A 22,936-nucleotide genomic window follows, 5' to 3' on the forward strand; every position below is an offset into this window, starting at 1 on the left:
GGGTTTCTCGAAGGCTCCAGATACGGAGGAACCCCGGTCCTTTCCGCCTCCCGCAGAGAGGGGAAAGGACCGGGATCCACCTGTGGTTGGAAGCGCTGGCCTCTTACCTGGCCAGAGTGGTGTTGATGTTGCGCACCTCGTCGAAGCGCTTGGAGGCATCCTCCCAGTTGACGATGTGCCACCAGGCCTTGACGTAGCTGGCCCGGTCGTTCAGGTACTCCAGGTAGTAGGCATGCTCCCAGAGGTCCAGCAGAACCAGCGGGAAGATGGTGACGGGCAGGTTACCCTGGTGGTCGTACATCTGCAGGGTGACCAGGCGCTCGCCCAGGGTATCCCAGGCCAGGACGGCCCAGCCGGAGCCCTGGATGCCTGCGCACATGGACTCGAAGTAGGTCTGGAAGCCCTGGAAGGACCCAAACTGGTCCTCGATGGCGGCCTTGAGCTCGCCAGTTGGCTCCTGGCCGATGGCCGGGGCCATGTTCTTCCAGAAGATGGAGTGGTTCTTGTGCCCGGCCAGGTTGAAGGCCAGGTTCTTCTCCAGCAGGTTGGACTGAGCCACGTTGCCGGACTCGGCCGCGTCGTGGATCTGCTCCAGGGCCTTGTTGGCACCGTTCACATAAGCCTGATGGTGCTTGTCATGGTGCAGCTCCATGATCTTGCCGGACACGTACGGCTCCAGCGCCGAGTAGTCGTAGGGCAGATCGGGAAGTGTGTATACGGGCATATCGTCTCCTCACAATGATTCTGGCCAAGCCAGACGAGTGATGGTCGGTCTGCGCCATACCAACAACGGATGTGGTCGACCCGACCGGTTCTTTTACCCTAGCCCCTTGTCCGAGGAGCACAAGGGGCGCAGGCCTTTCTTTCAGTGAACTTTCCCACAGATGTAGATTCACCGAGGTGAAGCCGCAGGCTTCTGGACTGCGGGGCTCTCGGCTGGCGGGGCTAGAGTGGTGCCCATGCCCTTTGATGACACCCTTCTTGACAATCCCCATGCCCAACGCGTTCATCGCTTGGCTGAACTGCAGGATCGGCGGGCCCGGCAGCGTCATGGCCGCTTCCTGATAGAGGGGCCGCAGAGCGTGCGCGAGGCGGTCCGCTGGCGTCCCGACCTGCTGACTGACCTCTATATTCAGGCCGATGAGTCCTCTCCTGCAGCCCAGGGCGGCCATCGGCGCCCGCTCAACGAGACTGTAGGCGCCATCATGGAGCAGGCTCGGGAGCTGCCTGACTGCTACGGGCACTTCGTCTCCGCTCGGGTCATGCGTGCCATCAGCAGCAATGCCCAGGGGATCCTGGCGCAGGCCCATACGGACGGATTTCTGGCCCAGCCGACGAACCTCAGCGATCCCCGCAGCCTGACCGGGGAGGGCCCCGACCTGGTGGCGGCCTTCTGGCAGATTCGTGATCCAGGCAATGCCGGAACCGTGATCCGCACCGCCGATGCCGCCGGTTGCAGGGCGGTCATCCTGGTGGATCAGTGTGTGGAACCCACCAATCCCAAGGTCATTCGCTCCACGGCTGGATCGGCCTTTCATATACCCCTGATGACCATGGACACTGATGACTTCCTGGCCCTGTGCAGACGGCAGGGACGGATCATGGTGGCGGCTGATGTCTATGGCACGCCGGACAAACCGGTCCGCTCCCTGACTGATTTGATGGCAAGCGGCGCCCTGTCACAGCCGGATTCAGCGGGTCAGCCCATGGCCCTGCTCTTCGGCAATGAGGCACGTGGACTGCCCAATGAGTTGCTGCAGTCCATGGATCAGATCGTCCGCATACCCATATACGGGCGGGCTGAATCACTCAATCTGGCTACTTCGGCAGCAGTGCTGCTTTACGCCATGGCCATGTCGAGTCGTATTGAAAGAATGTGAAGGCGTCAACGACCGGGATTTCCGCTGATTTGCGGCCCGGACACGGCATTGGCAACAGTGGAAAGGTCCATGGTGGCACAGGAAGAATTCGACCCCGCGGCGATGACCGACGAGGTCAACGAGGGCATCGGCAGGATTCGCGAAGCCTCCGATTTGGCAGAACTCAAGGAGATCAAGGCCAAGTATGCGGGGACAGGTTCAGCCCTGGCCGGATCAGGCCGGATGATCGGACGGCTGCCAGCGGATCAGAAGAAGACCGCTGGGCGTCTGGCAGGCAAGCTCAAGGCTGACTTCGGCCGTGCCTACGGGCTCAAGGACCGGCAGTTGCGTCAGGAGGAAGAGTCCCGCCGTCTTGCTGCCGAGCAGGTGGATATGACCCTTCCGGTCGAGCGTAAACCTCAGGGCGCACGTCATCCGCTGTCCAAGCTCATGGAGGATGTGGAGGATTTCTTCGTCTCCATGGGTTGGAGCATCGCCCAGGGCCCCGAGCTGGAAGCCGAGTGGTACAACTTCGATGCCCTCAACTTTGGCCCGGATCATCCTGCCCGCCAGATGCAGGACACCTTCTACGTCAAGGGCAGCCAGGCCAGGGACGCCGCCGGCTTCGTCGGATCCAACATGGTCATGCGCACCCATACTTCGCCCGACCAGGCCCGTTCCCTGATAACCCGTGGTGTACCGCTCTACGTGGCCTGCACGGGCAGGGTCTTCCGTACCGACGAACTGGATGCCACCCACACCCCGGTATTCCACCAGTGCGAGGCCATCGCCGTCGATGAGCACCTGACCATGGCCGACCTCAAGGGCACCCTGGACAAGCTCGCCGTGGCCATGTTCGGTCCCGAGGCCCGGACCAGACTGCGGCCCTCATACTTCCCCTTCACCGAACCCAGCGCCGAGATGGACCTCTGGTTCCCCGACAAGAAGGGTGGCCCCGGATGGATCGAATGGGGAGGCTGCGGCATGGTCAACCCCAACGTTCTGAGGTCGGCCGGCGTAGATCCGCAGCGGTACTCAGGCTTCGCCTTCGGCGTGGGCATGGAGCGCACCCTGCTCCTGCGCCACGACATCAACGACATGCACGACCTGGTCGAGGGCGACGTGCGGTTCAGCCAGCAGTTCGAGATGGGGGAGTGACCGTCAGATGCCAATGGTAGATATCGACTGGCTCAAGGAGCATGTGCAGGTCCCCGAGGATCTGACCTATGAACAGTTGGCCAAGGACCTGGTCCGGGTCGGCCTGGAGGAGGAGGACATCCATCAGTCCACGGTGACCGGCCCCATTGTGGTCGGCTATGTGGTGGATGCCGAGCCCGAGCCTCAGAAGAACGGCAAGACCATCAACTGGTGCCATGTGGATGTAGGCGAGCAGTACAACGCCGTGGACGACCAGGGCCGCAAGGTGCCCCGGGGCATTGTCTGCGGGGCCCCCAACATGGCTGCGGGCGAAAAGGTGGTGGTGACCCTGCCAGGGGCTGTCCTGCCTGGAGACTTCCGCATCGAACCGCGCAAGACCTATGGCCACATCTCGGATGGCATGTGCGCCTCCGAGCGTGAGTTGGGGCTGGGTTCGGACCATCAGGGCATCATCCTGCTACGCAACTACGGGTTCACCCCCGAGCAGTACGAGCAGCTCAAGCCCGGTGACGATGCCATGAGCCTCCTGCATATGAATAGGCCCGTGCTTGAAATCAACATCACCCCTGACCGTGGCTACGCCTTCTCCTACCGGGGGGTTGCCCGCGAATACCACCACTCCACGGGCGCCGAATACACGGATCCGGTAATTGAGCTGAACAAGACGGTGCCGGACTCAGCAGCTCAGGAGGATCAGGCTCCGCTGGCCGTACATGTTGAGGATGAGAACCCCATTCACGGTCAGCCCGGGTGCGACCGCTACTACCTGCGTGCCTTGACCGGGTGCGACCCCAAGGCCGCCACTCCCAGCTGGATGCGTCGTCGGCTGGTTCGGGCCGGCATGCGCTCCATCAGCCTGCCGGTGGACATCACCAACTACGTCATGCTGGACCTGGGCCAGCCCCTGCACGCCTATGATCTGGACAAGCTCAGCGGCCCCATCGTCGTCCGCAGGGCCAGGCAGGGCGAGCACCTGACCACCCTTGATGGCAAGGATCGCGAGCTCAGCACCGAAGATCTGCTCATCACCGACTCGCCCGAGGGGCACGAGGGTTCCCGAATCCTGGGTCTGGCCGGAGTCATGGGCGGTCTATACGGGGAGGTGACCGATCTGACGCGGAACATCCTGATCGAGTCCGCTCACTTCGACCAGGTGACCATCGCCCGGACCGCCCGTCGCCACAAGCTGCCCTCGGAGGCCTCCAAGCGCTTTGAGCGCGGGGTCGATCCGCAGATGCAGCCGGCCGCCGCAGCCATGGCCGCTGACCTGCTGCATCGCCTTGCCGGTGGCCAGGACCTGGATGCTCCGCTGGATATGAACCAGACCAAGCCAATGCCGGTCATCGACTTTGCCGTCAGCGAGGTGGCACGTCTGACCGGACTGGAGGTGGAGCCCCAGCGCATCGTTGCTATTCTGCGTGACATCGGCTGCACGGTCCAGGGCGATCCTCAGGACCGGCTGTCGGTGACCCCGCCAACCTGGAGGCCTGACCTGGGCGAGGGCTGTGATCTGGTCGAGGAGGTGGCCCGCCTGGTGGGCTATGACCGCATCCCTGTCACTGTGCCATCACCCAAGGTGTCCGGAGCGGTTGGTCTGACCGATCGTCAGCAGCGTCGTCGTTGGGTGGCTGACACCCTGGCCGAGTATGGGCTGACCGAGGTCCTGGACTACCCGTTCGTTGGCGACAATGATTTCAAGGCCTTCGGCATGGACCCTGACCAGGTCCATGTCAACAGCGTGGAACTGGCCAACCCCATGGCAGCTGACAGGCCCTATCTGAGGCAGAGCCTGCTGCTGCCGCTGGCCAACACCGTGGAGCGCAACCTGCGACGTGGCAACACGGACGTGCGCCTCTTCGAGATCGGCTATGTTTTCCGTCGCGATCCCAAGGCTCCAGCGGTGCCCACTCTTCCGGGCGGCGTGCGTCCCAGCGACGAGGATCTGGCCCGCCTGGACCAGGGTCTGCCAGAGCAACGGCTGCATGTGGCGGCCTTGCTGACCGGCCGCGCCCAGGAGGACGGCTGGCTCAAGGACAGCAGGGATGTGGACTGGACCGATGCAGTCGAATCGGCTCGTCGTGTCCTGGACAGGCTGGGGGCACACTATCGGCTGGAGCAGCTCCCGGCCGAGCAGGTGCCCGACCAGTGGCATCCGGGCCGTACCGCCAGGCTGGTCCTGGATGACGGCACGCTTGTCGGCATGGTGGGCGAGCTGCATCCTCGGGTTGATCAGGCCCTGGGCTTCCCTGCCCACTCGGCCGCCTTCGAGCTGAGTCTGGACATGGTGCTGGACCAACTGGACTACACCCCCCTGCAGGCCAAGCCCGTGTCGACCTTCCCTCCGGTCCGTCAGGATCTGGCCTTCACCGTGCCGGACACGGTCTCGGCAGCCGACCTGACTTCCGCCATCAGAGAAGCGGCTGGGTCTAGTCTTGAATCCATCGAGCTGTTCGACGTTTTCACTGGCGATCAGATCGGTGAGCATGCAAAATCGCTGGCCTTCGCAGTCACCTTCCGCGCCCCGGACCGTACCTTGACGTCCGAGGACAGCGAATCCCTGCGCCAGGCCATCGTTGACAAGACTGCAGGTCTGGGCGCCGTGCTGCGTGCCTGACCGGGCATCTAGGGGACCGAGGGACATGACGGATTCTCAAGAACAGGGCACAGCCGGTGGACCCGACCGCCAGGATCATGATGGGGGCGACCAGCCCTTGTATGGCGCCCGTGCCGATCGTTATCCAGGATGGAATCCGTACGTATACGGTCGCCCAGACCCCGAACCCAAGGCCAAGGAATCCGATTCGTCCCAGGGCAACCCCGCCAATAGGCCTATGCCCATGGCGGGGCAGCCGGGTCCCGGTCGCGGCGGAAATCCTGGGAATCCTCAGACCCGTCCCGGTGCGCCAGGATGGCCTCCCCAGGGCATGCCCGATCTGAACGATCCCTCCCAAAATCCGGTCTACGGCCACTGGGATCCCTGCGCCATCATCGCCTTCCTTATGGCCCTCTTCCTGCCCATGCCTGTGATTCCCGCCTTGCTGGGTGGCGTTTCCATGTATCGGACCCGCAAATTGCACATGAAGGGCTATGGATTGGCCATGGCTGCCCTGATCATCAACCTGCTCTTCACCTTGGCCTGGATCTGGCTTCTGGTCAACGGGGTCTCCCTGAACGACTTCTACCAACAGATGGTGCCGTCGCCCTCAACGGGTGGCGGCGGCTCGGGCGGGGATGGTGTCAGCGCCTGAGATCTAAGCAGGGGGTCATTCAGATGGGCTTGGATATCAATATTGTCGTATTCGACGGGTTTGAGCCCTTGGATGTCTTCGGCCCCTTTGAGGTGTTCATCAATACTGATGGCGCCCGGGTGCGGCTCTTCTCCTTGGACGGCCCTGGAGTGAAAGTCGGGGAGGGCGGTGTCAGGGTCGAAGCTCTAGGATCCGAAGCGATCGATCCCAAGGGAGTTTTGCTGATACCTGGCGGGTCCGGCACGCGAACTCTGGTTAGAAGCGACCGATGGATTGGGCAGTTGGCAAGCCTGGCCGCCCAGTCGCCGCAGGTAATGACGGTATGCACAGGCTCGGCTCTCTTGGCTGCCGCCGGTGTGCTCGACGGTCGGCGTGCGACCTCCAATGACTTGGCCTTTGACTGGGTCGTCGGCACGGGGGACCGCGTGGATTGGATCAAGGATGCCCGCTGGGTGGTCGATGGCAAGTTTCGTACCTCTTCGGGCATCTCGGCCGGTATTGACATGGCACTGGCCTTTGTGGAGGACACATGCGGGCCCGAGGCGTCGGACAGGGCCAGTAGGCAAATGGAATACATCCGCAACCGAGACTCCGGTTATGACCCCTTCGCATATTGAAAGTGCAACGCAGCGAAAGCAGACGCATAGCGACACGCCGAATTGCATAAATATGCGTTTCACTGCATGAGTATGTATGATGGTGCCCGATGAAGGGAGCACTCATGCGGCAATACACGGTGGCTGTAGCGGGAGCTTCGGGGTATGCCGGCTCGGAAATGATCCGTCTGTTGGCGGCCCATCCAGCCTTTCAGGTATGCACGGTCACCGGTCACGGCTCGGCTGGCCGGTTGCTGGGGGAGTTCTCTCCCAACCTTCCGGAGTCGCTGGCCTCGTTGCAGATTCAGGATACGAAGCCGGATATCTTGGCCGGCCATGATCTGGTGGTTCTGGCCCTGCCTCACGGGGCTTCTGGCCCCCTGGCCGAGCAGCTGGATCCGCAATCGCTGATGGTCGACTTGGGGGCTGATCACCGGCTGGAGGATCCAGGCGACTGGCAAGACTACTACGGCGGGCCTTTCTCAAGCCCGTGGACCTACGGGATGCCTGAGCTGCTCAATCCGGGTGGCGGCCGCCAGCGTCAGCTGCTTGGACAGACCCATCGGATCGCTGGTCCTGGGTGCAATGTCACAGCAGTCACTCTGGCCTTCCAGCCTGCCCTGTCAGCCGGACTGGTCCAGACTGATGATCTGGTGGCCGACCTGGCAGTCGGTTATTCGGGTGCCGGACGCTCGAGCGGCAGAATGGATCTGCTGGCAGCCCAGGCCATCAATTCGGCCCATCCCTACTCGGTCGGAGGCACCCACCGGCATATCCCTGAGATTCTGCAGAACCTGCGCAAGGCCGCTGCGGTGGATCCGAGCTTCGCCCAGTCTCAGAAACCCATCCGCCTGGGGCTGACCCCCATACTCGTCCCCATGTCAAGGGGGATTCTGGCTGTGGTCTCAGCCAGGCTGAGCGCGCTTGGCCGGAGCATGGGGATGGCTGATATTCGTGCCGTCTGGGAAGGGATCTATGCCAAGGAGCCGTTTGTCGATCTGCTCCCCGAGGGCAAGCTTCCCTCGACAGCTGACGTGTACGGCTCCAACCGGGCCCAGGTCCAGGTCGCTGTGGACCAGCGTGCCGACCGCCTCTACGCTTTCGCCGCCATTGACAACCTGACCCGGGGCACCGCAGGCCAGGCCCTTCAGGCCGTGAATCTGGCCCTGGGCCTGCCTGAGGAGACCGGACTGACAACCATAGGAGTGGCACCATGAGCATCACCTACCCTGCAGGCTTCCGGACCGGCACCGCCATCGCCCACCGTCCGGGAGGTTCGCAGCGCCGAAATCTGGCCTTGGTCGTCAACAGCGGACCCATGGACACGGCTGTGGGGGTCTTCACCCCCAATCGGTTCCGGGCTGCTCCGGTCATCTGGACCAGTCGGATCTTGGAAGAAGGCCATGCTGGAGCCGTGGTCATCAACTCCGGCAATGCCAACGCCTGCACGGGTCCCGAGGGCCTGGACCAGGCCAGGGCCATGGCCGAGCGGACAGGAGAGCAATTGGGCCTGCCCACCGAGCAGGTTGCCGTCTGCTCAACCGGGATCATCGGCCATCTTCTGCATCTGGACTCCATCTTGACCGGCATCGACCAGGCTGCCCAGGGGCTGTCGGCCAGTCAGGAGGCTGGCGAAGAGGCCGCCAAGGCCATATTGACCACCGACACCTGCACCAAGACCGTGGCTGTGGACGGCTCTGGCTGGCGGCTGGGCGGCATGGTCAAGGGTTCCGGGATGATCGCTCCGCAGTTGGCCACCATGATCTGCGTAATCACCACCGATGCCATTCTGGAGCCGGCACAGGCTCGCCAAGCCCTGTCCGAGGCTTGCCGGTTCAGCTTCAACCGGATCGACGTGGACGGGTGCATGTCCACCAACGACACCGTCCTGCTGATGGCCTCCGGGGCCTCTGGCGTGCGGCCTGACCCCGACCAGTTCCAGGAGAAGCTGGGTCAGGCCTGCGCGGATCTGGCCCATCGGATCGTGGCTGACGGTGAGGGCAGCAGGCATCGGATCCGCATCCGGGTGGACGGTGCTGACAATGAGGATGCAGCCCTTGCCTGCGCACGGGCGGTCTCCGGCTCTACGCTGCTCAAGTGCGCGGTGGCCGGCGAGGACCCCAACTGGGGCCGAGTGGTGTCCTCCCTGGGCACCGTCCCGGCTGCGACGGCGGCCTATGATCCGGCCCATGTGGATGTCAGCTTCAATGGCATCAAGGTCTGCCGGGGAGGCCGTCCCGGGCAGGACCCGGAACTGGTCGACCTGCACGTTCCCGAAGTCCATATCGACATCGACCTTGGTCAGGGCGACAGCCAGGCCACGGTATGGACCGATGATCTGACCCACGAATACGTGACCATCAATGCCGACTACCACACCTGACAGGAAGCCTGATCGGACACGGTGCCAAGAGCTGCAGCAATTGGAAGATGGTCATAAGGAAGGGGAAGAGGATGGCGGATGACGAGCAGGATGCCGAAGCCGAAAAGGCCCTGGACGATGCCCACAAGGCCCAGGTGCTCATCGAGGCCCTGCCTTGGCTGGAGGAGTTCGCCGGTCAGAGGATCGTAGTCAAATACGGTGGCCATGCCATGGTGGACGACCACCTGCGTCAGTGCTTTGCCCAGGACATGGTCTTCCTGAGGCAGGTGGGCATGCATCCGGTGGTGGTGCACGGTGGCGGCCCGCAGATCTCCAGCATGCTCCAGGCTCTGGGCATCCCCTCAGTCTTCCGCGGCGGGCTACGGGTGACCACCCCCGAAACCATGAAGGTGGTCCGCATGGTGCTGACCGGACAGGTAGGCAGGAATCTGGTCGGTGCCATCAATGCCCACGGTCCCATGGCGGTCGGCCTGTCAGGGGAGGATGCCGGCCTGTTCAGTGCGGCCCGCCGCACCGGCATGGCGGATGGCCGACCAGTCGACCTGGGACTGGTGGGCGAGGTCGTGGGCGTGGATGCCTCAGCCGTCGAAGATCTGATCGATGCCGGGCGTATCCCCGTGGTCTCCTCCGTGGCTCCTGACGAGCAGGATCCCACCCAGGTGCTCAACGTGAATGCCGACGCGGCCGCATCGGCTCTGGCAGTAGCTCTGGAGGCCCGGAAACTGGTCATTCTCACTGACGTGGAGGGACTGTATGCCAACTGGCCCCAGGCTGACTCCCTGGTCTCCAGCATCGGCGTGGACCGTCTTGAGGATATGTTGGAGGACATGCATGAGGGGATGCGCCCCAAGATGGAGGCCTGCCTGCAGGCCGTGCGCTCCGGGGTGGGCGAGGCCCACGTCATCGACGGACGGCGGCCGCATTCCATGCTCAACGAGATATTCACCCGCAACGGCATCGGCACAGTGGTCGTGCCGGGCCGGGACATGATCATGAGGAGGAGCCATGACGAATGCTGATGCACCTATGAGGACCCCCGAGGGGCCGCAGAGCAGTCAATGGGCAGACCGCTATGACCGCGTCCACATGCAGGTCTTCGGACGCCCGGGCAGGGTCATGGACCATGGCCAAGGCGTCTGGATCTGGGACCTGGACGGCAACCGCTATCTGGACATGATGGCCGGGATCGCGGTCAACGCCTTGGGCTACGCCCATCCGGCCTGGAACAAGGCCCTGGCTGAGCAGGCCGGGAAGATGGCCCACATCAGCAACTTCTTCGCCTCCCAGCCTCAGATCGAGCTGGCCGAACGACTGCTGGACCTGGCTCAGGCTCCGGAGGGATCCCGTGTCTTCTTCGCCAACTCGGGAACCGAGGCCAATGAGGCGGCCATCAAGCTGGCCCGGCTGCATGGCGCTCGCATGGGCGGTCACCCTGGCCGGATCCTGGCGCTGACCCATAGTTTCCACGGCCGCAGCATGGGCTCCTTGAGCCTGACTTGGAAGCCGGCCATCCGTGAGCCCTTCCAGCCCTTGGTTCCGGGCATGGGCTTTCTGCCGGCAGAAGACGGCGAGGCTCTAGAGGAGGCCTTCGCACAGGGGGAGACCTCAGGGGAGCCGGTGGCGGCTGTCATTCTGGAGCTCATCCAGGGGGAGGCCGGGGTGCTGCCGCTGGATCCTGACTACGTTCGGCAGGTGCGTGAGCTCTGCACTCGTCATGGGGCCCTGATGATTCTGGACGAGGTGCAGACCGGCATGGGCAGGACCGGCCACTGGTTCGCCTTCCAGGACCAGAGCCTGTCCGGAGGAGCCAGCCCAGACGTGCTCACCTTCGCCAAAGGGGTGGCAGGCGGCTTTCCCATGGGCGGGATGATCACCTTCGGCCCTGAGCCATCGGGCCTGCTGACCCCGGGCATGCACGGGTCCACCTTCGGTGGCAATCCCCTGGGATCGGCCCTGGCGCTGACCACCCTGGAGACCATTCAGCGGGAGGGCCTGCTGGAACAGGCGCAGCAAATGGGGGAGAGGCTGCGCGCTGGCCTCGCCGCCTGCGGCAATCCCCTCTATGGCCAGGTCAGAGGCCGGGGGCTGCTGGATGCGGTCCAGCTGAGCGCTCCCTGTGCCGGGGATCTGGCCTCCTGGGCCCTGGACCATGGGCTGATCGTCAACGCAGTGGCCCCTGATGCCCTGCGTCTAGCCCCGCCCCTGATCATCCAGGCCGACCAGATCGACCTGGCCGTGGATATCCTGGCTAAGGCTCCCGCCAGTCTCGCGGACGAGGCCTTGCGGCAGGATGATCAGTGAGATCAGCCCTCAATGACGTGCATCACCATAGCGATAGGGAGGCAGAGATGAACAAGGGTTTGCGGCACATGCTGCGTGACGACGACCTCAACCACGAGGAGCAGCTGGAGGTGCTTCGGCTGGGCATGGCCTTCAGGACCAATCCCTATTTGTCCCAGCCCTATCAGGGGCCTCAGGCCGTGGCGATCATCTTCGACAAGCCCAGCACGCGCACCAGAACCAGCTTCTGCGTAGGCGTGGCCCAGCTGGGCGGCTATCCCATGGTCATCGACAGCTCTGGCTCACAGCTTGGCCGTGGCGAGCCCGTGGCGGACACCGCCAAGGTGCTGACAAGGATGACGTCCACCATCGTCTGGCGCACCTTCGGCCAGGATCGGGTGGAGACCATGGCTGCCCATGCCACCGTGCCCGTCATCAACGCGCTGACCGACTCCTTCCATCCCTGCCAGGTTCTGGCCGACTTCCTGACTCTGGCCCAGCACCGGGGCGGGGTCGATGCCTTGGCCGGCATGACCATCGCCTACCTGGGCGACGCAGCCAACAACATGGCCAACTCCTATCTGCTGGGCGGGGCAGTGGCCGGCATGAACGTGCGGATTGCCGGGCCCCATGGCTTCCTGCCCGATCCAAGCCTGGTGGATCAGGCGCGGACCCTGGCCGCTGAAAACGGCGGATCCATTCTGGTCACCACGGATCCGGTTCAGGCTGTCGAGGACGCCGACTGCGTCTTCACCGACACCTGGGTCTCCATGGGCGAGGAGGACCAGTATGAAATCCGCTCCCATCCCTTCCTGCCCTATCAGGTCAACGCCGCACTTATGGCCCATGCCCGCCCGGATGCCCTCTTCCAGCACTGCCTGCCAGCCTACAGGGGCCGGGAGGTGACGGCCGAGGTCATCGACGGCCCCCAGTCCGTGGTCTGGGACGAGGCCGAAAACCGGCTGCACGCCCAGAAGGCCCTGATGACCTGGCTGGTGGCCCGCTCCCGGGGTGACGAATCCCTCCTGCAGGGGGTGTGCTGATGCGTCCGACGACCAAGGTGGCCCGGCTGGATGCCATCCGCCAGGCCCTGAACCGACATAGGGTCAACTCCCAGCAGCAGCTGTCGGCCCTCTTGGCTGAGCAGGGCATCGAGGTGACCCAGGCCACCCTGAGCCGGGATCTGGACGACCTGCATGCCACCAAGCTGCGGTACGCAGACGGCAGCATGGCCTACTGGATTCCCGCCACCACCGACCAGCAGGCCATGGAAGCCGCTGTCGCAGAGGGGCCTGAAGTCGAGGGGGAGAACAAGACCGATGCCTACCTGGCCAAGATTCTGACCGGGCTGATCACCTCGGTGGCCCGGGCCCGCAACCTGCTGGTGGTCAGAACCCCGGCCGGCGCCGCCCAATATGCAGCTTCCGCCCTGGACCGCCAGCCCATCAAGGGGATCCTAGGCACCATAGCCGGAGACGACACGATTCTGATCATCGCTGCAGACGATGAATCGGCTTCATCCCGGGCCGACTGGCTCATGACCATCGTCTCCGGCCAGGAGGATGCCAGGGCCCGATGACGGCGGAAGGCACGAACTGGAAATCGACAAGTGTGAAATTACAAGGAAAGAGGATCGCCATGACCGAAAACAATCGCATCGTGCTGGCCTACTCAGGTGGCCTGGACACCTCAGTGTCCATTCCCTACCTCAAGGAGCGCACCGGCAAGGATGTGGTGGCCGTCTCCCTGGATGTGGGCCAGGGCGGGGAGCGTCTGCAGACCATCCGCCAGCGGGCCCTGGACTGCGGGGCCGTCGAGTCCGTCGTGGTGGATGCCCGGGACGAGTTCGCCAGGGATTACTGCATGCTGGCGCTCAAGGCCAATGCCATGTACGAGGGCGTCTACCCGCTGGTATCGGCCATCTCCAGGCCGCTGATCACCAAGCATCTGGTCCAGGCGGCCCACCAGTACGGTGCCGACACCATAGCCCACGGCTGCACCGGCAAGGGCAACGATCAGGTCCGTTTCGAGGTCTCCATCATGTCCATCGACCCCTCGCTGAAGGCCATCAGCCCCATTCGCGATCTGGGATTGATGAGGGATGTGGAGATTGCCTACGCCAAGGAGCACCGCCTGCCCATCGAGCAGACCGAGGAGAGCCCTTATTCCATCGATCAGAACGTCTGGGGGCGGGCCATCGAGACCGGCTACCTGGAGGATCCCTGGAACGGGCCCACCAAGGACGTCTATTCCTACACCGACGACCCGGCTTTCCCGCCGGTCGAGGATGAGGTGACCATCGACTTCGAGCAGGGCATCCCTGTGCGCATCGACGGCAGGGCCGTCACTCCTCTGGAGGCCATCGAGGAGATGAACCGCCGCGCCGGAGCCCAGGGGATCGGACGTGTGGATCTGATCGAGGACCGGCTGGTGGGCATCAAGTCCCGCGAGCTCTATGAGGCTCCGGGGGCCGTGGCCCTGATCACCGCCCACCAGGAGCTGGAGAACTGCTGCCTGGAGCGCGAACAGCACCGGATCAAGCGCGACATCGACAAGCGCTGGGGCGAGCTGGTCTACGACGCCCAGTGGTACTCGCCGGCCGTCCGCTCTCTGAACGCTTTCATCGAGGAGACCCAGCGCTACGTCTCCGGCCGCATCCGTATGGTTATGCATGGGGGACGGGCCGTGGTCACCGGCCGGCACTCCGACAGCTCCCTCTACGACTACAGCCTGGCCACCTACGAGTCCGGCGACAGCTTCGACCAGAACGCCTCCAATGGGTTCATCGCCATCTATGGTCTGGCCGACAAGGTGGCCGCCGCCCGCGATATGCGCTTCGGCAACGGCATCGCGCAGGACGGGCAAGAGCAGTGAGCACCGGCGACAAGCCCATGGCCCTCTGGGGCGGGCGCTTCAGCGGAGGTCCCTCGCCGGCCTTGGTCGAGCTCAGCCGGTCCACCCAGTTCGACTGGCGGTTGGCCGATGACGACCTGGCCGGTTCCCGGGCCCACGCTCGGGCCCTCAACCGTGCTGGATTGCTGGACGATGATGAGCTGGCACGCATGGAGCAGGCCCTGGATGAGCTTCAGGACCAGGTGGACTCCGACGCCTTCGCCCCTGAACCTGACGATGAGGACGAGGCCACGGCCCTGGAGCGCGGCCTGATCGACATTGCGGGGGACCAGCTGGGCGGCAAGCTGCGTGCCGGGCGCTCGCGCAACGATCAGATCGCCACCCTGATTCGGATCTGGCTGCGTCGTCACGCCCGGGTGCTGGCCAAGGACCTGCTGCGCACGGCCCAGGCTCTGATGGATCAGGCCCGGGCGGCGGGGACCACGGTCATGCCTGGCCGCACACACATGCAGCATGCCCAGCCTGTTCTGCTGGCCCACCAGCTTATGGCCCATGTCTGGCCCCTGATCCGTGACCTGGAGCGCCTGAGGGACTGGGATCAGCGTGCCGATGCCAGTCCATACGGATCGGGCGCGCTCGCGGGCACCACCCTGGGTTTGGATCCCCTGCCAGTGGCCCAGGATCTGGGCTTTAGCCGGGTCTGTGCCAACTCCATCGACGGGACCGCAGCCAGGGATGTGGTGGCCGAGTTCGCCTTCGTCGCCGCCATGATCGGCGTGGACCTGTCCAGGCTGGCCGAGGAGATCATTATCTGGAACACCCAGGAGTTTGCCTTCGTCCGCTTGGACGATGGCTATTCGACCGGGTCCTCCATCATGCCTCAGAAGAAGAATCCGGACGTGGCTGAGCTGGCTCGCGGCAAGGCCGGTCGGCTGGTCGGGGACCTGGCTGGTCTGCTGACTACTCTCAAGGGGCTGCCAACGGCCTATGCGCGCGATCTGCAGGAGGACAAGGAGGCGGTCTTCGACCAGGTGGACACCCTGGAGATCCTGCTGCCCGCCTTTGCCGGCATGGTCGCCACCTTGACCTTCAACAAGGATAGGTTGGAGGAGCAGGCTCCCACAGGCTTTGCTCTGGCTACCGACCTGGCCGAGTGGCTGGTCAGGCAGGGGGTGCCCTTCCGGCATGCCCACGAACTCTCCGGCGCCTGTGTCAAGCTGGCCGAGGGCCGTGGTTGCGAGCTGGCCGACTTGGAAGATGCCGATTTCGTCAGGGTCTTCGCTGACTGGGTGCCCGCCGATCGGGCTCCTGAGGTCCGCTCTGTCCTGACAGCTGGGGGAGCCGTACGCGCTCGCCGGGGCCAGGGTGGCACCGCACCGGAGAGGGTCAAGGAGCAGATGGATCAGGCGGCACATGCGCTGAAGGAGCTGCAGACCTTCGCCGACTCGCAGTCTGATGGGCCTGCCTACCGTCCTCCCAGGTGAAGTTTCTGGTCTCCGCCGGACCGGTGGCCGCGTTAGAATGCCCAACGGCAATTCCTCAAGGGGAGGGGCACAGAGCGAAAGGCGGCGGCGATCATGAATCCGGTGGCACTGGTCCAGGCTTGGTGGGCCAAGCAGCACATCACTCTGGCCAAGGAGCCCCCCGGTTCCCGCCAGGGGCTGTGCTCGCCTCCGGACCAAGGCCGCGACCTGGAGCCGCTGACCATGCTGGTGGTAGGCGACTCCATGGCGGTCGGCTGCGGGGTGAAGGACCAGAGCCAGGGCTTCGTCCCCGATATAGCCGCCTGCCTGGCCGCCCGGCTGGGGCGTCCGGTATCCTGGTCGACCCAGGGGCGGCTGGGGGCCACCATCCGCAGGGTGCGCTACCGGTTCCTGCCCGCCCTGCAGGACCATCCTGATCTGCTGGTTCTGTGTGCAGGATCCAACGACATCATGGCCAACCGCACCGATGAGCAGTGGCGGGATGACCTGGCTGCCAGCATCGAGCTGGCCAAAAACAAGGGCCGCCATGTGCTGGTCCTGAGCTCCGGTCAACTTTATCGGGATCCTGCCTTGGGCCGGGCACTCAGGGCCGAGGTGGAGCGTCGGATAGCCCGCCAGACACAAACCAGCCAGCAGGTCTGCCAAGAGGCCTCGGTGCCTTTCGTGGATGCCACCCGTGACGACGTTGGCACTGACCGGCCCGACTTCTGGGGCACTGACCACTTCCATCCGGGAGTTGAGGGGTACCGGCGCATGGCCGCCTGCGTGGTTGACCACATCCCTCAAGACCTGATCAATCAGTTGTCTGTGTCTGCGCGTTCCTGACTTAGACGCGGTGGTTTTGCTGAGAGGATTCAGCCGGCCGCCCCGTCTTGGCAAAAGCAGCCAGCGGTTAATCGCCAATCCGCAGTGGTCGATTCATCGTGATTAATCTGGTCTCGTCCCCTGGGGATTCTGGTTTTGTGCGGCCTTGTCTGCGGCAGTCCGGGACTCTGCCGTGTCGGTATCTGTTGCAAGAATAGTAGGGTTTAGCATACATTCATCCAAATATTCGATAGGGAGTAGCCTCTCATGTCGCAGGTCACCGATTTCAGGCAGGCGGGTTTCGACTCGCTTTTCGACGAACTCAAGTGGCGCGGTCTCATTGCCCAGTGCACGGACGAGTCCGAGCTCAGGAAGGTGCTGGCCGACCCCTCGGTGACCTATTATTGCGGATTCGACCCCACAGCTCCCTCACTGCACGTGGGCAATCTGGTCCAGCTGCTCAACATGCGCCACCTGCAGGCGGCCGGTCTGCATCCCATCGCCGTTGTGGGCGGGGCCACCGGGCTTATTGGCGACCCTCGGCAGTCGGGGGAGCGCACCCTGAATCCCAAGCAGACCGTGGCTGAGTGGACCGAGCGCCTGCGTGGCCAGATCGGGCGTTTCCTGGATACCGAAGGCGAGAATCCTGTCCGGTTCGTCAATAATTATGAGTGGACCGGGTCCATGAGCACCATCGACTTCCTGCGCGATGTGGGCAAGAACTTCCGCATGGGCACCATGCTGGCCAAGGACACAGTGGCCCGCCGCCTGGACTCCGACGAGGGCATCTCCTTTACCGAGTTCAGCTACCAGGTGCTCCAGGGCAACGACTTCCTGGAGCTCTTCGACCGCTACGGATGCAGTCTGCAGTTGGGCGGCAGCGACCAGTGGGGGAACCTGACCAGCGGTCTGGATCTGATCCGCAAGGTGCGCAATGCCTCTGTCAACGTGATGACCAGCCCGTTGATCACCGACTCCCAGGGCAAGAAGTTCGGCAAGTCCGAGGGCAACGCGGTCTGGCTGGATCCCACCATGTTCAGCCCCTACCGCTTCTACCAGTTCTGGTTCAACCAGCCCGATGACCAGGTGGTCAAGCTGCTGAAGACCTTCACCTTCCTGCCCAAGGCGGAGATCGAGCGTCTGGAGGAGCGGACCGCCCAGGATCCGGGCGCTCGCGAGGCCCAGAAGGTTCTGGCCTGGCAGGTGACCTCCTATGTGCACGGCGAACATGCCGCCCAGGGGGCCATTGACGCCTCTGGCGCCCTCTTCGGCCGCGGCAAGACCCTGGAGGAGCTAGACGAGGATGTGCTGGATTCCGCACTGGACGGCCTCAAGGTCGATGATGGTCAAGGCGGGCGAGCTCTGCCCGCAGCCAGCGAGGGTCAGCGTCTGGTGGAGGCCGGTGTTGCGGCCGGGCTCTTCCGTTCGGTCTCCGAGGCGCGCAAGACTGTGGCCTCGGGCGGCTTCTACCTGAATAACCAGCGGGTCGAGGATCCAGATCAAGTGTTGGAGAACAAGGACTTTCTGCATGGGCGCTTCGCCCTGGTTCGCAGAGGAAAGAAGGCCCTGGGCGCGCTTGAGCGTCGGGCCGGCAAGTAGGAACGCAGGAATTAAGGACACTGATGGCAGAAGAACACAATCATTCCCGGGGCGATCGCGGACGGGGCCGGGGCGGTTCGCGCCCGGGCGGCTTCCGGTCGGGCGGCCGTCGCTCTTCGGGCTTCCACAAGGGCGGTTCGCGCTCGGGCGGATATCGCTCCGGAGGCTATCGTTCGGGAGGTCACCGCTCCGGCAACTTCCACAACCATGACGGCGAGGGCGGCGAAGAGCGTCGTTCCGAGGGCAGGAATGGACAGCGGCCTTTCCGCGGACGCGGGCACGACCGGTTCGACCGCGACCATCGCGGATACAGGCATGACCGTCAGGATGGCCACGGCGGCTTCCGCAGGGATTCCGACCGGGATCGCCATTTCGACAGGCGTGATGATCGCCACGGCCGTCGGCGGGATGGCGACCGTCCACGTCGCGACTTCCATGCCAACGGTCATGGTGGATACGGGCATCATGATCATGACAACGACCGCGGTCGGTCGGGGTATGGCGATCGTCGTTCCGAGCGCGGCTACCAGCGGCATGACCGTGACCGTGATCGTGGACAGGGCTTCCACGGGGACCGCCGTCGAGGTGACGACCGGAGGTTTGATCGTCGGCAGGATGAGCGGTCCGGCGGGGATCGTCCATGGAACAATCGTTCCCGGGATGACCGTCCACGCCACGACCGTTCACATGGGGACCGTCCCTACGGCAACCGCTCCTACGGCGACCGTTCCCGTGATGACCATCGTCAAGGCGGCTATCGAGGCTACAGGTACCAGGGCCAGCATGGTCGCGATGACCGTCGCCATGACGACCGCCGCGGGACTTATCAGCGTGACCGCCAGAATGGCTATGACCGCGGTCGCCGCAACTCAGACGGGACCATTTCCTACCCATCGCAGAACCCCTACACGGATCGTCGGCCTGGAGAGCCCAAGATGCCCAAGGGCCTGGAGTGGTCCATGCTCTCCAAGGATGATCGCCTGCGTCTGCGCGGACTGAGCAAGGAGCATGCTGAGAACATTGGTCTGCACATTCTGGCCGCCTATGCGCTGGAGGAGACCGACCCCCAGGGGGCCCTGGCTCATGCCAAGTGGGCTGCACGGCAGGCTTCGCGGATCGATCTTGCCCGTGAGACTCTGGCCCTGGTGGCTTATCGTCAGGGCGACTACAAGCTGGCCTTGAAGGAGTTCCGCACTGCACACCGTATGAACGGCTATTCCGATTACCTGCCCTTCATCGCCGACTGCGAGCGTGGTCTGGGCAATCCCCGCAAGGCCATTGAGGAGGCCACCTCTGAGGAGGGCAGCCAGCTGCAGGGCGAGTCAAAGGCAGAGATGTTCCTGGTTTATGCCGGAGCGCTGGGCGATCTGGGCCTGTGGGACAAGGCCATCGAGACCGTTCAGGCCCTGGTCAAAGCCCGGGGGCTCAGCGGCGACTACCGGATGCGTGCCGTGCAGGCCGAGCAGAACTTCCTCGAACAGGCTGGTCGCAGTCAGGAGGCCTTGGAGCTGGAACCCCTGCTGGATCGGCTCGAAGCGGAGTATGCCGACGAGGATGAGGACGAGGATGGCCAGAAGGACGGACAGTCCGAGGAGATCCTGATCGACTACGACCTGGAGCACCTGGATTCGGCCATGATGGAGGATCTCTCCATCGACCCGGATGGCGGTGAGGAGGACTCGGATGAGACTGAAGCTGAGACTGAGGCCGCCGAGTCTGATGTCACCGATGTATCCGATCAGGGTGCCGATGACAGCGAGGTTGAGGAATCTCCTGAATCAACAGCTTCAAACGATTCAGCGGACTCAACTGACACTGGTAACTCGGCTGACTCATCTGATTCAGCTGGTTCGTCCGACTCAGCTGGTTCATCCGAAATGCCGGAATCTGAAATACAGGAATCGTCAGATGCTGTGGAGCAACCCGGTGAAGATCCTTCTAGCCTTGATGCGCAAACTTCGGGGGATGGTTCTCAAAGCGACCAGACTGGTGACGAAACCGGCACAGCTGTTGCCGATGAACCGGCTGCTGACGACGGTGATGTGTCTGTCCAGGACGCAGGATCCGAAACCGATACTGCGGATCATCAAGATGAACAGGCCAAAGATGAGCAGGTCAATGAGCCCGATACGTCTGATGAAACTAGGACCGAATAGTGACTGTCTTCCTCAAAGGAACTGATGACGCTCCGGCAAAGACCTACCGTCTGGCCCTGCTGGACCTGGACGGGGTGGTCTACCGGGGCGCTGATCCTGTCGAGCATGCGGCCGAGGGCATCGACCGCGCTCAGACGCTCGGCATGCGCATGGCCTACACCACCAACAATGCATCTCGGTTTCCCCATGTGGTGGCCGATCAGCTGCGCGGGTTCGGGCTGACCCTGGACGATGGCCAGGTCATTACCTCGGCCGTAGTCGCCGCACGAATGCTGCGCCGACATTTGCAGGAGGGCGCCAGGGTGCTGGTCATCGGATCCGATCATCTACGTGATCAGATCCGCATCAACGGGATGGTGCCGGTAGACAAGGCTGCAGATCAGCCAGAGGCCGTCATTCAGGCCTGGTATCCCGAACTGAGCTGGCAGGACCTGGCCCAGGCCGCCTTTGCCATCGAAGGCGGTGCACGTTACTTCACTACCAACAAGGATCAGACCCTGCCCCGCGAAGGTGGCATGGCACCCGGGAACGGGGCCATGCTTCAAGCGGTGATTCTGGCCACTGGCAAGCAACCGGAGGATTCGGCCGGGAAGCCGGAATCGGCCATGTACGACGAGGCTCGGCTGCTCTTGGCCGATGACCAGAAGAAGATCTTGGACATTGACCGATGCCTGCCTGTGGGCGATCGTCTGGACACTGACATCGAGGCAGCCAACCGGGGCGGGTACGACTCCATGCTCGTCCTGACGGGCGTGGCCCGAACACCCGCCATTCTGACTGCACCGGCCAAATGGCGGCCAACCTATCTGGCTGAAGACCTGCGTGGCCTCACTGCGCCGCAACCTCAGCCCAGTAAGGAGGCCGACCAGACCTGGCACTGCGGAGGCCAAACCGCAAAGGTGGGTGACGACGGGCATGTCACTTTGCGTGCTCTTGAGGGTAGCGGCGATCCCCTGTCCGATCTGGATGCTGTGCGAGCCTGCGCCTGTGCGCTCTGGGAGTACCAGGATCGTGGTGGAGACATGGACGCGCTGAATCTGCCCGCCTTCGTCGTAGGGGCATAGCGGCCATGTCGGAAGAGGTCAAGCCCGGACAGCTGGGAGCGAGTGGACCATCCCAGGAATCCAATCACTACGGGCTACCTGAGCAGACCGGCCAGAATGAGCAGTCTGTAGAGTCTGAGCCTTCTGGACGGTCCTCACAGACAGATGATGAGGATACAACTGCGTCAGCACCTGAGGAGCCCATGGATAAGCAAGCCATGGCCCCTCTTTTGGAACGTTTCCCTGATTTGGCTCAATTGGACGACCTGGACAATGCCCAACAGGTTGAGCTGCTCGGCAAGGTGCTGGCCGGGCTCCAGCAGGATCTGAACCGGGAGGGCAAGTGAACGATGAGGATACGGTCGTCAGCGCTGGGTCCGGTCGGCGAAGAACCGTGGCTCTTGCCCGCGACCGACTTGACCGCATCCTGTCTGCGCAAGGGCTGACGGATTCGCGGGCCAGAGCCCAGGGGCTGATTCGACAGGGCCGGGTTACGGTCAACGATCATCTGGTATCAAGGCCTGCTCAGATCGTCCAGCCAGGCGATGTGATTCTTCTGGACCCGGGCGATGACTATGCTTCCCGGGGAGCGCTGAAGCTGGAGGGTGCTCTGACGACTTTTGCGGCGCAGGGGATGCCAGATCCGCGTGACTGGCTCTGTCTCGATATCGGGGCCTCCACGGGTGGTTTCACCGACGTTCTGCTCAGACATGGCGCAAGGCGAGTTATCGCCCTTGATGTGGGCCACGGACAGTTGCTGGAACGGATTGCCGCTGATCCTAGGGTGATTGACATGAGCGGTGTCAACATACGCGAAGTCCAGCCGGGGGACCTGCCGTATCGCCCGGAATATGTTGTTTCGGATGTGTCCTTCATCTCGCTGACTTATGTCATTCCTGTCCTCCCCGCCTTGTTGGCGCCTGCTGCCAACTGTCTGCTGCTGGTCAAGCCCCAGTTCGAGGTCGGACGCAGTCTTCTTGGCCACCATGGCATTGTGACGGACGAGGACCGCAGGCAAGAGGCTCTGGAGCGTGTCCTGGCCTGTGCACGTGAGCATGGATTCGCTGTACGTGCCACTATGACATCGCCCATAACCGGAGCTCATGGCAACGTAGAATATCTACTCTGGCTATCTTGGTCACAGTCAGCCTGAAGCCTGCGGCTTCCCGCTTCTCGCGCGACACACCAGACTGGACAGAATCCACAGTTGCGGTAATATAAGTGAGTTGTCAAAAACGAGTTCCTCGTCAAGATGACATGCGCCAGTAGCCCAACGGATTAGAGCAGCTGACTACGGATCAGCAGGTTGCAGGTTCGAATCCTGTCTGGCGCACAACGTGGAAGTCCTACAGCCACAAAAGCTGTGGGGCTTTTCCATTACTTAAAGAATTCTCACAAAATACGATTTTGTGTGTCATTTGAGTGACAAAAGTCATCGCAAAAGACAACCCCGTCGGAGTGGAGCCTATTTGT

General features: G+C 63.3%; 20 protein-coding genes and 1 tRNA gene. 20 read left to right on the plus strand and 1 reads right to left on the minus strand.

What is annotated here, in order from left to right; all coding sequences use genetic code 11:
- Positions 1-103: 103 nt before the first annotated feature.
- Positions 104-724 carry a superoxide dismutase gene (locus FPK30_RS06355; protein WP_015022073.1) on the minus strand — a complete coding sequence of 207 codons (621 nt, stop codon included), beginning with the start codon at positions 722-724 and terminating at the stop codon, positions 104-106.
- A gap of 235 nt (positions 725-959) precedes the next feature.
- Between FPK30_RS06355 and FPK30_RS06360 the strand changes: the two genes are divergently transcribed.
- From FPK30_RS06360 to FPK30_RS06445, 20 genes are all read left to right on the plus strand, one after another.
- Positions 960-1,880 carry a TrmH family RNA methyltransferase gene (locus tag FPK30_RS06360; RefSeq protein WP_144085787.1) on the plus strand — a complete coding sequence of 307 codons (921 nt, stop codon included), beginning with the start codon at positions 960-962 and terminating at the stop codon, positions 1,878-1,880.
- Positions 1,881-1,949: 69 nt separating this feature from the next.
- Entirely contained in the window at positions 1,950-3,017 is a 1,068-nt protein-coding gene (gene pheS / locus FPK30_RS06365) for a phenylalanine--tRNA ligase subunit alpha (RefSeq protein ID WP_144085788.1), read from the plus strand.
- A gap of 7 nt (positions 3,018-3,024) precedes the next feature.
- The gene (pheT, locus tag FPK30_RS06370) at positions 3,025-5,631 is read left to right on the plus strand and encodes a phenylalanine--tRNA ligase subunit beta (protein WP_144085789.1); all 2,607 of its coding nucleotides are present in this window, start codon (positions 3,025-3,027) and stop codon (positions 5,629-5,631) included.
- 25 nt (positions 5,632-5,656) lie between these two features.
- The gene (locus FPK30_RS08155) at positions 5,657-6,265 is read left to right on the plus strand and encodes a DUF4190 domain-containing protein (RefSeq protein ID WP_186279420.1); all 609 of its coding nucleotides are present in this window, start codon (positions 5,657-5,659) and stop codon (positions 6,263-6,265) included.
- Positions 6,266-6,288: 23 nt separating this feature from the next.
- Positions 6,289-6,882, plus strand: coding sequence for a DJ-1/PfpI family protein (locus tag FPK30_RS08160; RefSeq protein WP_186279421.1), 594 nt, complete (start codon positions 6,289-6,291; stop codon positions 6,880-6,882).
- 104 nt (positions 6,883-6,986) lie between these two features.
- Positions 6,987-8,078, plus strand: coding sequence for an N-acetyl-gamma-glutamyl-phosphate reductase (gene argC, locus FPK30_RS06380; RefSeq protein ID WP_144085791.1), 1,092 nt, complete (start codon positions 6,987-6,989; stop codon positions 8,076-8,078).
- Entirely contained in the window at positions 8,075-9,244 is a 1,170-nt protein-coding gene (argJ, locus tag FPK30_RS06385; protein WP_144085792.1) for a bifunctional glutamate N-acetyltransferase/amino-acid acetyltransferase ArgJ, read from the plus strand. The genes argC and argJ overlap by 4 nt, the downstream gene beginning before the upstream one ends.
- 71 nt (positions 9,245-9,315) lie before the next feature.
- The gene (gene argB / locus FPK30_RS06390; protein ID WP_144085793.1) at positions 9,316-10,263 is read left to right on the plus strand and encodes an acetylglutamate kinase; all 948 of its coding nucleotides are present in this window, start codon (positions 9,316-9,318) and stop codon (positions 10,261-10,263) included.
- Positions 10,264-10,270: 7 nt separating this feature from the next.
- Positions 10,271-11,545 carry an acetylornithine transaminase gene (locus FPK30_RS06395; protein WP_144085824.1) on the plus strand — a complete coding sequence of 425 codons (1,275 nt, stop codon included), beginning with the start codon at positions 10,271-10,273 and terminating at the stop codon, positions 11,543-11,545.
- A gap of 47 nt (positions 11,546-11,592) precedes the next feature.
- Positions 11,593-12,567: an ornithine carbamoyltransferase gene (argF, locus tag FPK30_RS06400; protein WP_144085794.1), complete on the plus strand. Its 975-nt coding sequence runs from the start codon at positions 11,593-11,595 to the stop codon at positions 12,565-12,567.
- Positions 12,567-13,103, plus strand: a complete 537-nt coding sequence (locus tag FPK30_RS06405) for an arginine repressor (protein ID WP_144085795.1) — start codon at positions 12,567-12,569, stop codon at positions 13,101-13,103. The genes argF and FPK30_RS06405 overlap by 1 nt, the downstream gene beginning before the upstream one ends.
- A gap of 59 nt (positions 13,104-13,162) precedes the next feature.
- Positions 13,163-14,398, plus strand: a complete 1,236-nt coding sequence (locus FPK30_RS06410; RefSeq protein WP_045924607.1) for an argininosuccinate synthase — start codon at positions 13,163-13,165, stop codon at positions 14,396-14,398.
- Positions 14,399-14,415: 17 nt separating this feature from the next.
- On the plus strand, positions 14,416-15,861 hold the full coding sequence (gene argH / locus FPK30_RS06415) for an argininosuccinate lyase (protein ID WP_144085825.1): 1,446 nt from the start codon (positions 14,416-14,418) through the stop codon (positions 15,859-15,861).
- Positions 15,862-15,954: 93 nt separating this feature from the next.
- Positions 15,955-16,686, plus strand: coding sequence for an SGNH/GDSL hydrolase family protein (locus tag FPK30_RS06420; RefSeq protein ID WP_144085796.1), 732 nt, complete (start codon positions 15,955-15,957; stop codon positions 16,684-16,686).
- Between the two features lie 246 nt (positions 16,687-16,932).
- On the plus strand, positions 16,933-18,264 hold the full coding sequence (gene tyrS, locus FPK30_RS06425; protein WP_144085797.1) for a tyrosine--tRNA ligase: 1,332 nt from the start codon (positions 16,933-16,935) through the stop codon (positions 18,262-18,264).
- Between the two features lie 23 nt (positions 18,265-18,287).
- Positions 18,288-20,420, plus strand: coding sequence for a helicase (locus tag FPK30_RS06430; protein ID WP_144085798.1), 2,133 nt, complete (start codon positions 18,288-18,290; stop codon positions 20,418-20,420).
- Positions 20,420-21,484, plus strand: a complete 1,065-nt coding sequence (locus FPK30_RS06435) for an HAD-IIA family hydrolase (protein ID WP_144085799.1) — start codon at positions 20,420-20,422, stop codon at positions 21,482-21,484. The genes FPK30_RS06430 and FPK30_RS06435 overlap by 1 nt, the downstream gene beginning before the upstream one ends.
- A gap of 182 nt (positions 21,485-21,666) precedes the next feature.
- Positions 21,667-21,810 (plus strand): hypothetical protein, encoded by a 144-nt coding sequence (locus FPK30_RS08165; protein WP_186279422.1) that lies wholly within the window; start codon positions 21,667-21,669, stop codon positions 21,808-21,810.
- Entirely contained in the window at positions 21,807-22,616 is an 810-nt protein-coding gene (locus FPK30_RS06440; protein ID WP_144085800.1) for a TlyA family RNA methyltransferase, read from the plus strand. Before FPK30_RS08165 ends, FPK30_RS06440 begins: the two co-directional genes overlap by 4 nt.
- A gap of 106 nt (positions 22,617-22,722) precedes the next feature.
- Positions 22,723-22,796, plus strand: a tRNA-Arg gene (locus FPK30_RS06445).
- Positions 22,797-22,936 lie beyond the last annotated feature (140 nt).

The organism is Bifidobacterium apousia, assembly GCF_007559275.1.
In the GTDB taxonomy this organism is placed as follows: Bacteria; Actinomycetota; Actinomycetes; order Actinomycetales; family Bifidobacteriaceae; genus Bombiscardovia; species Bombiscardovia apousia.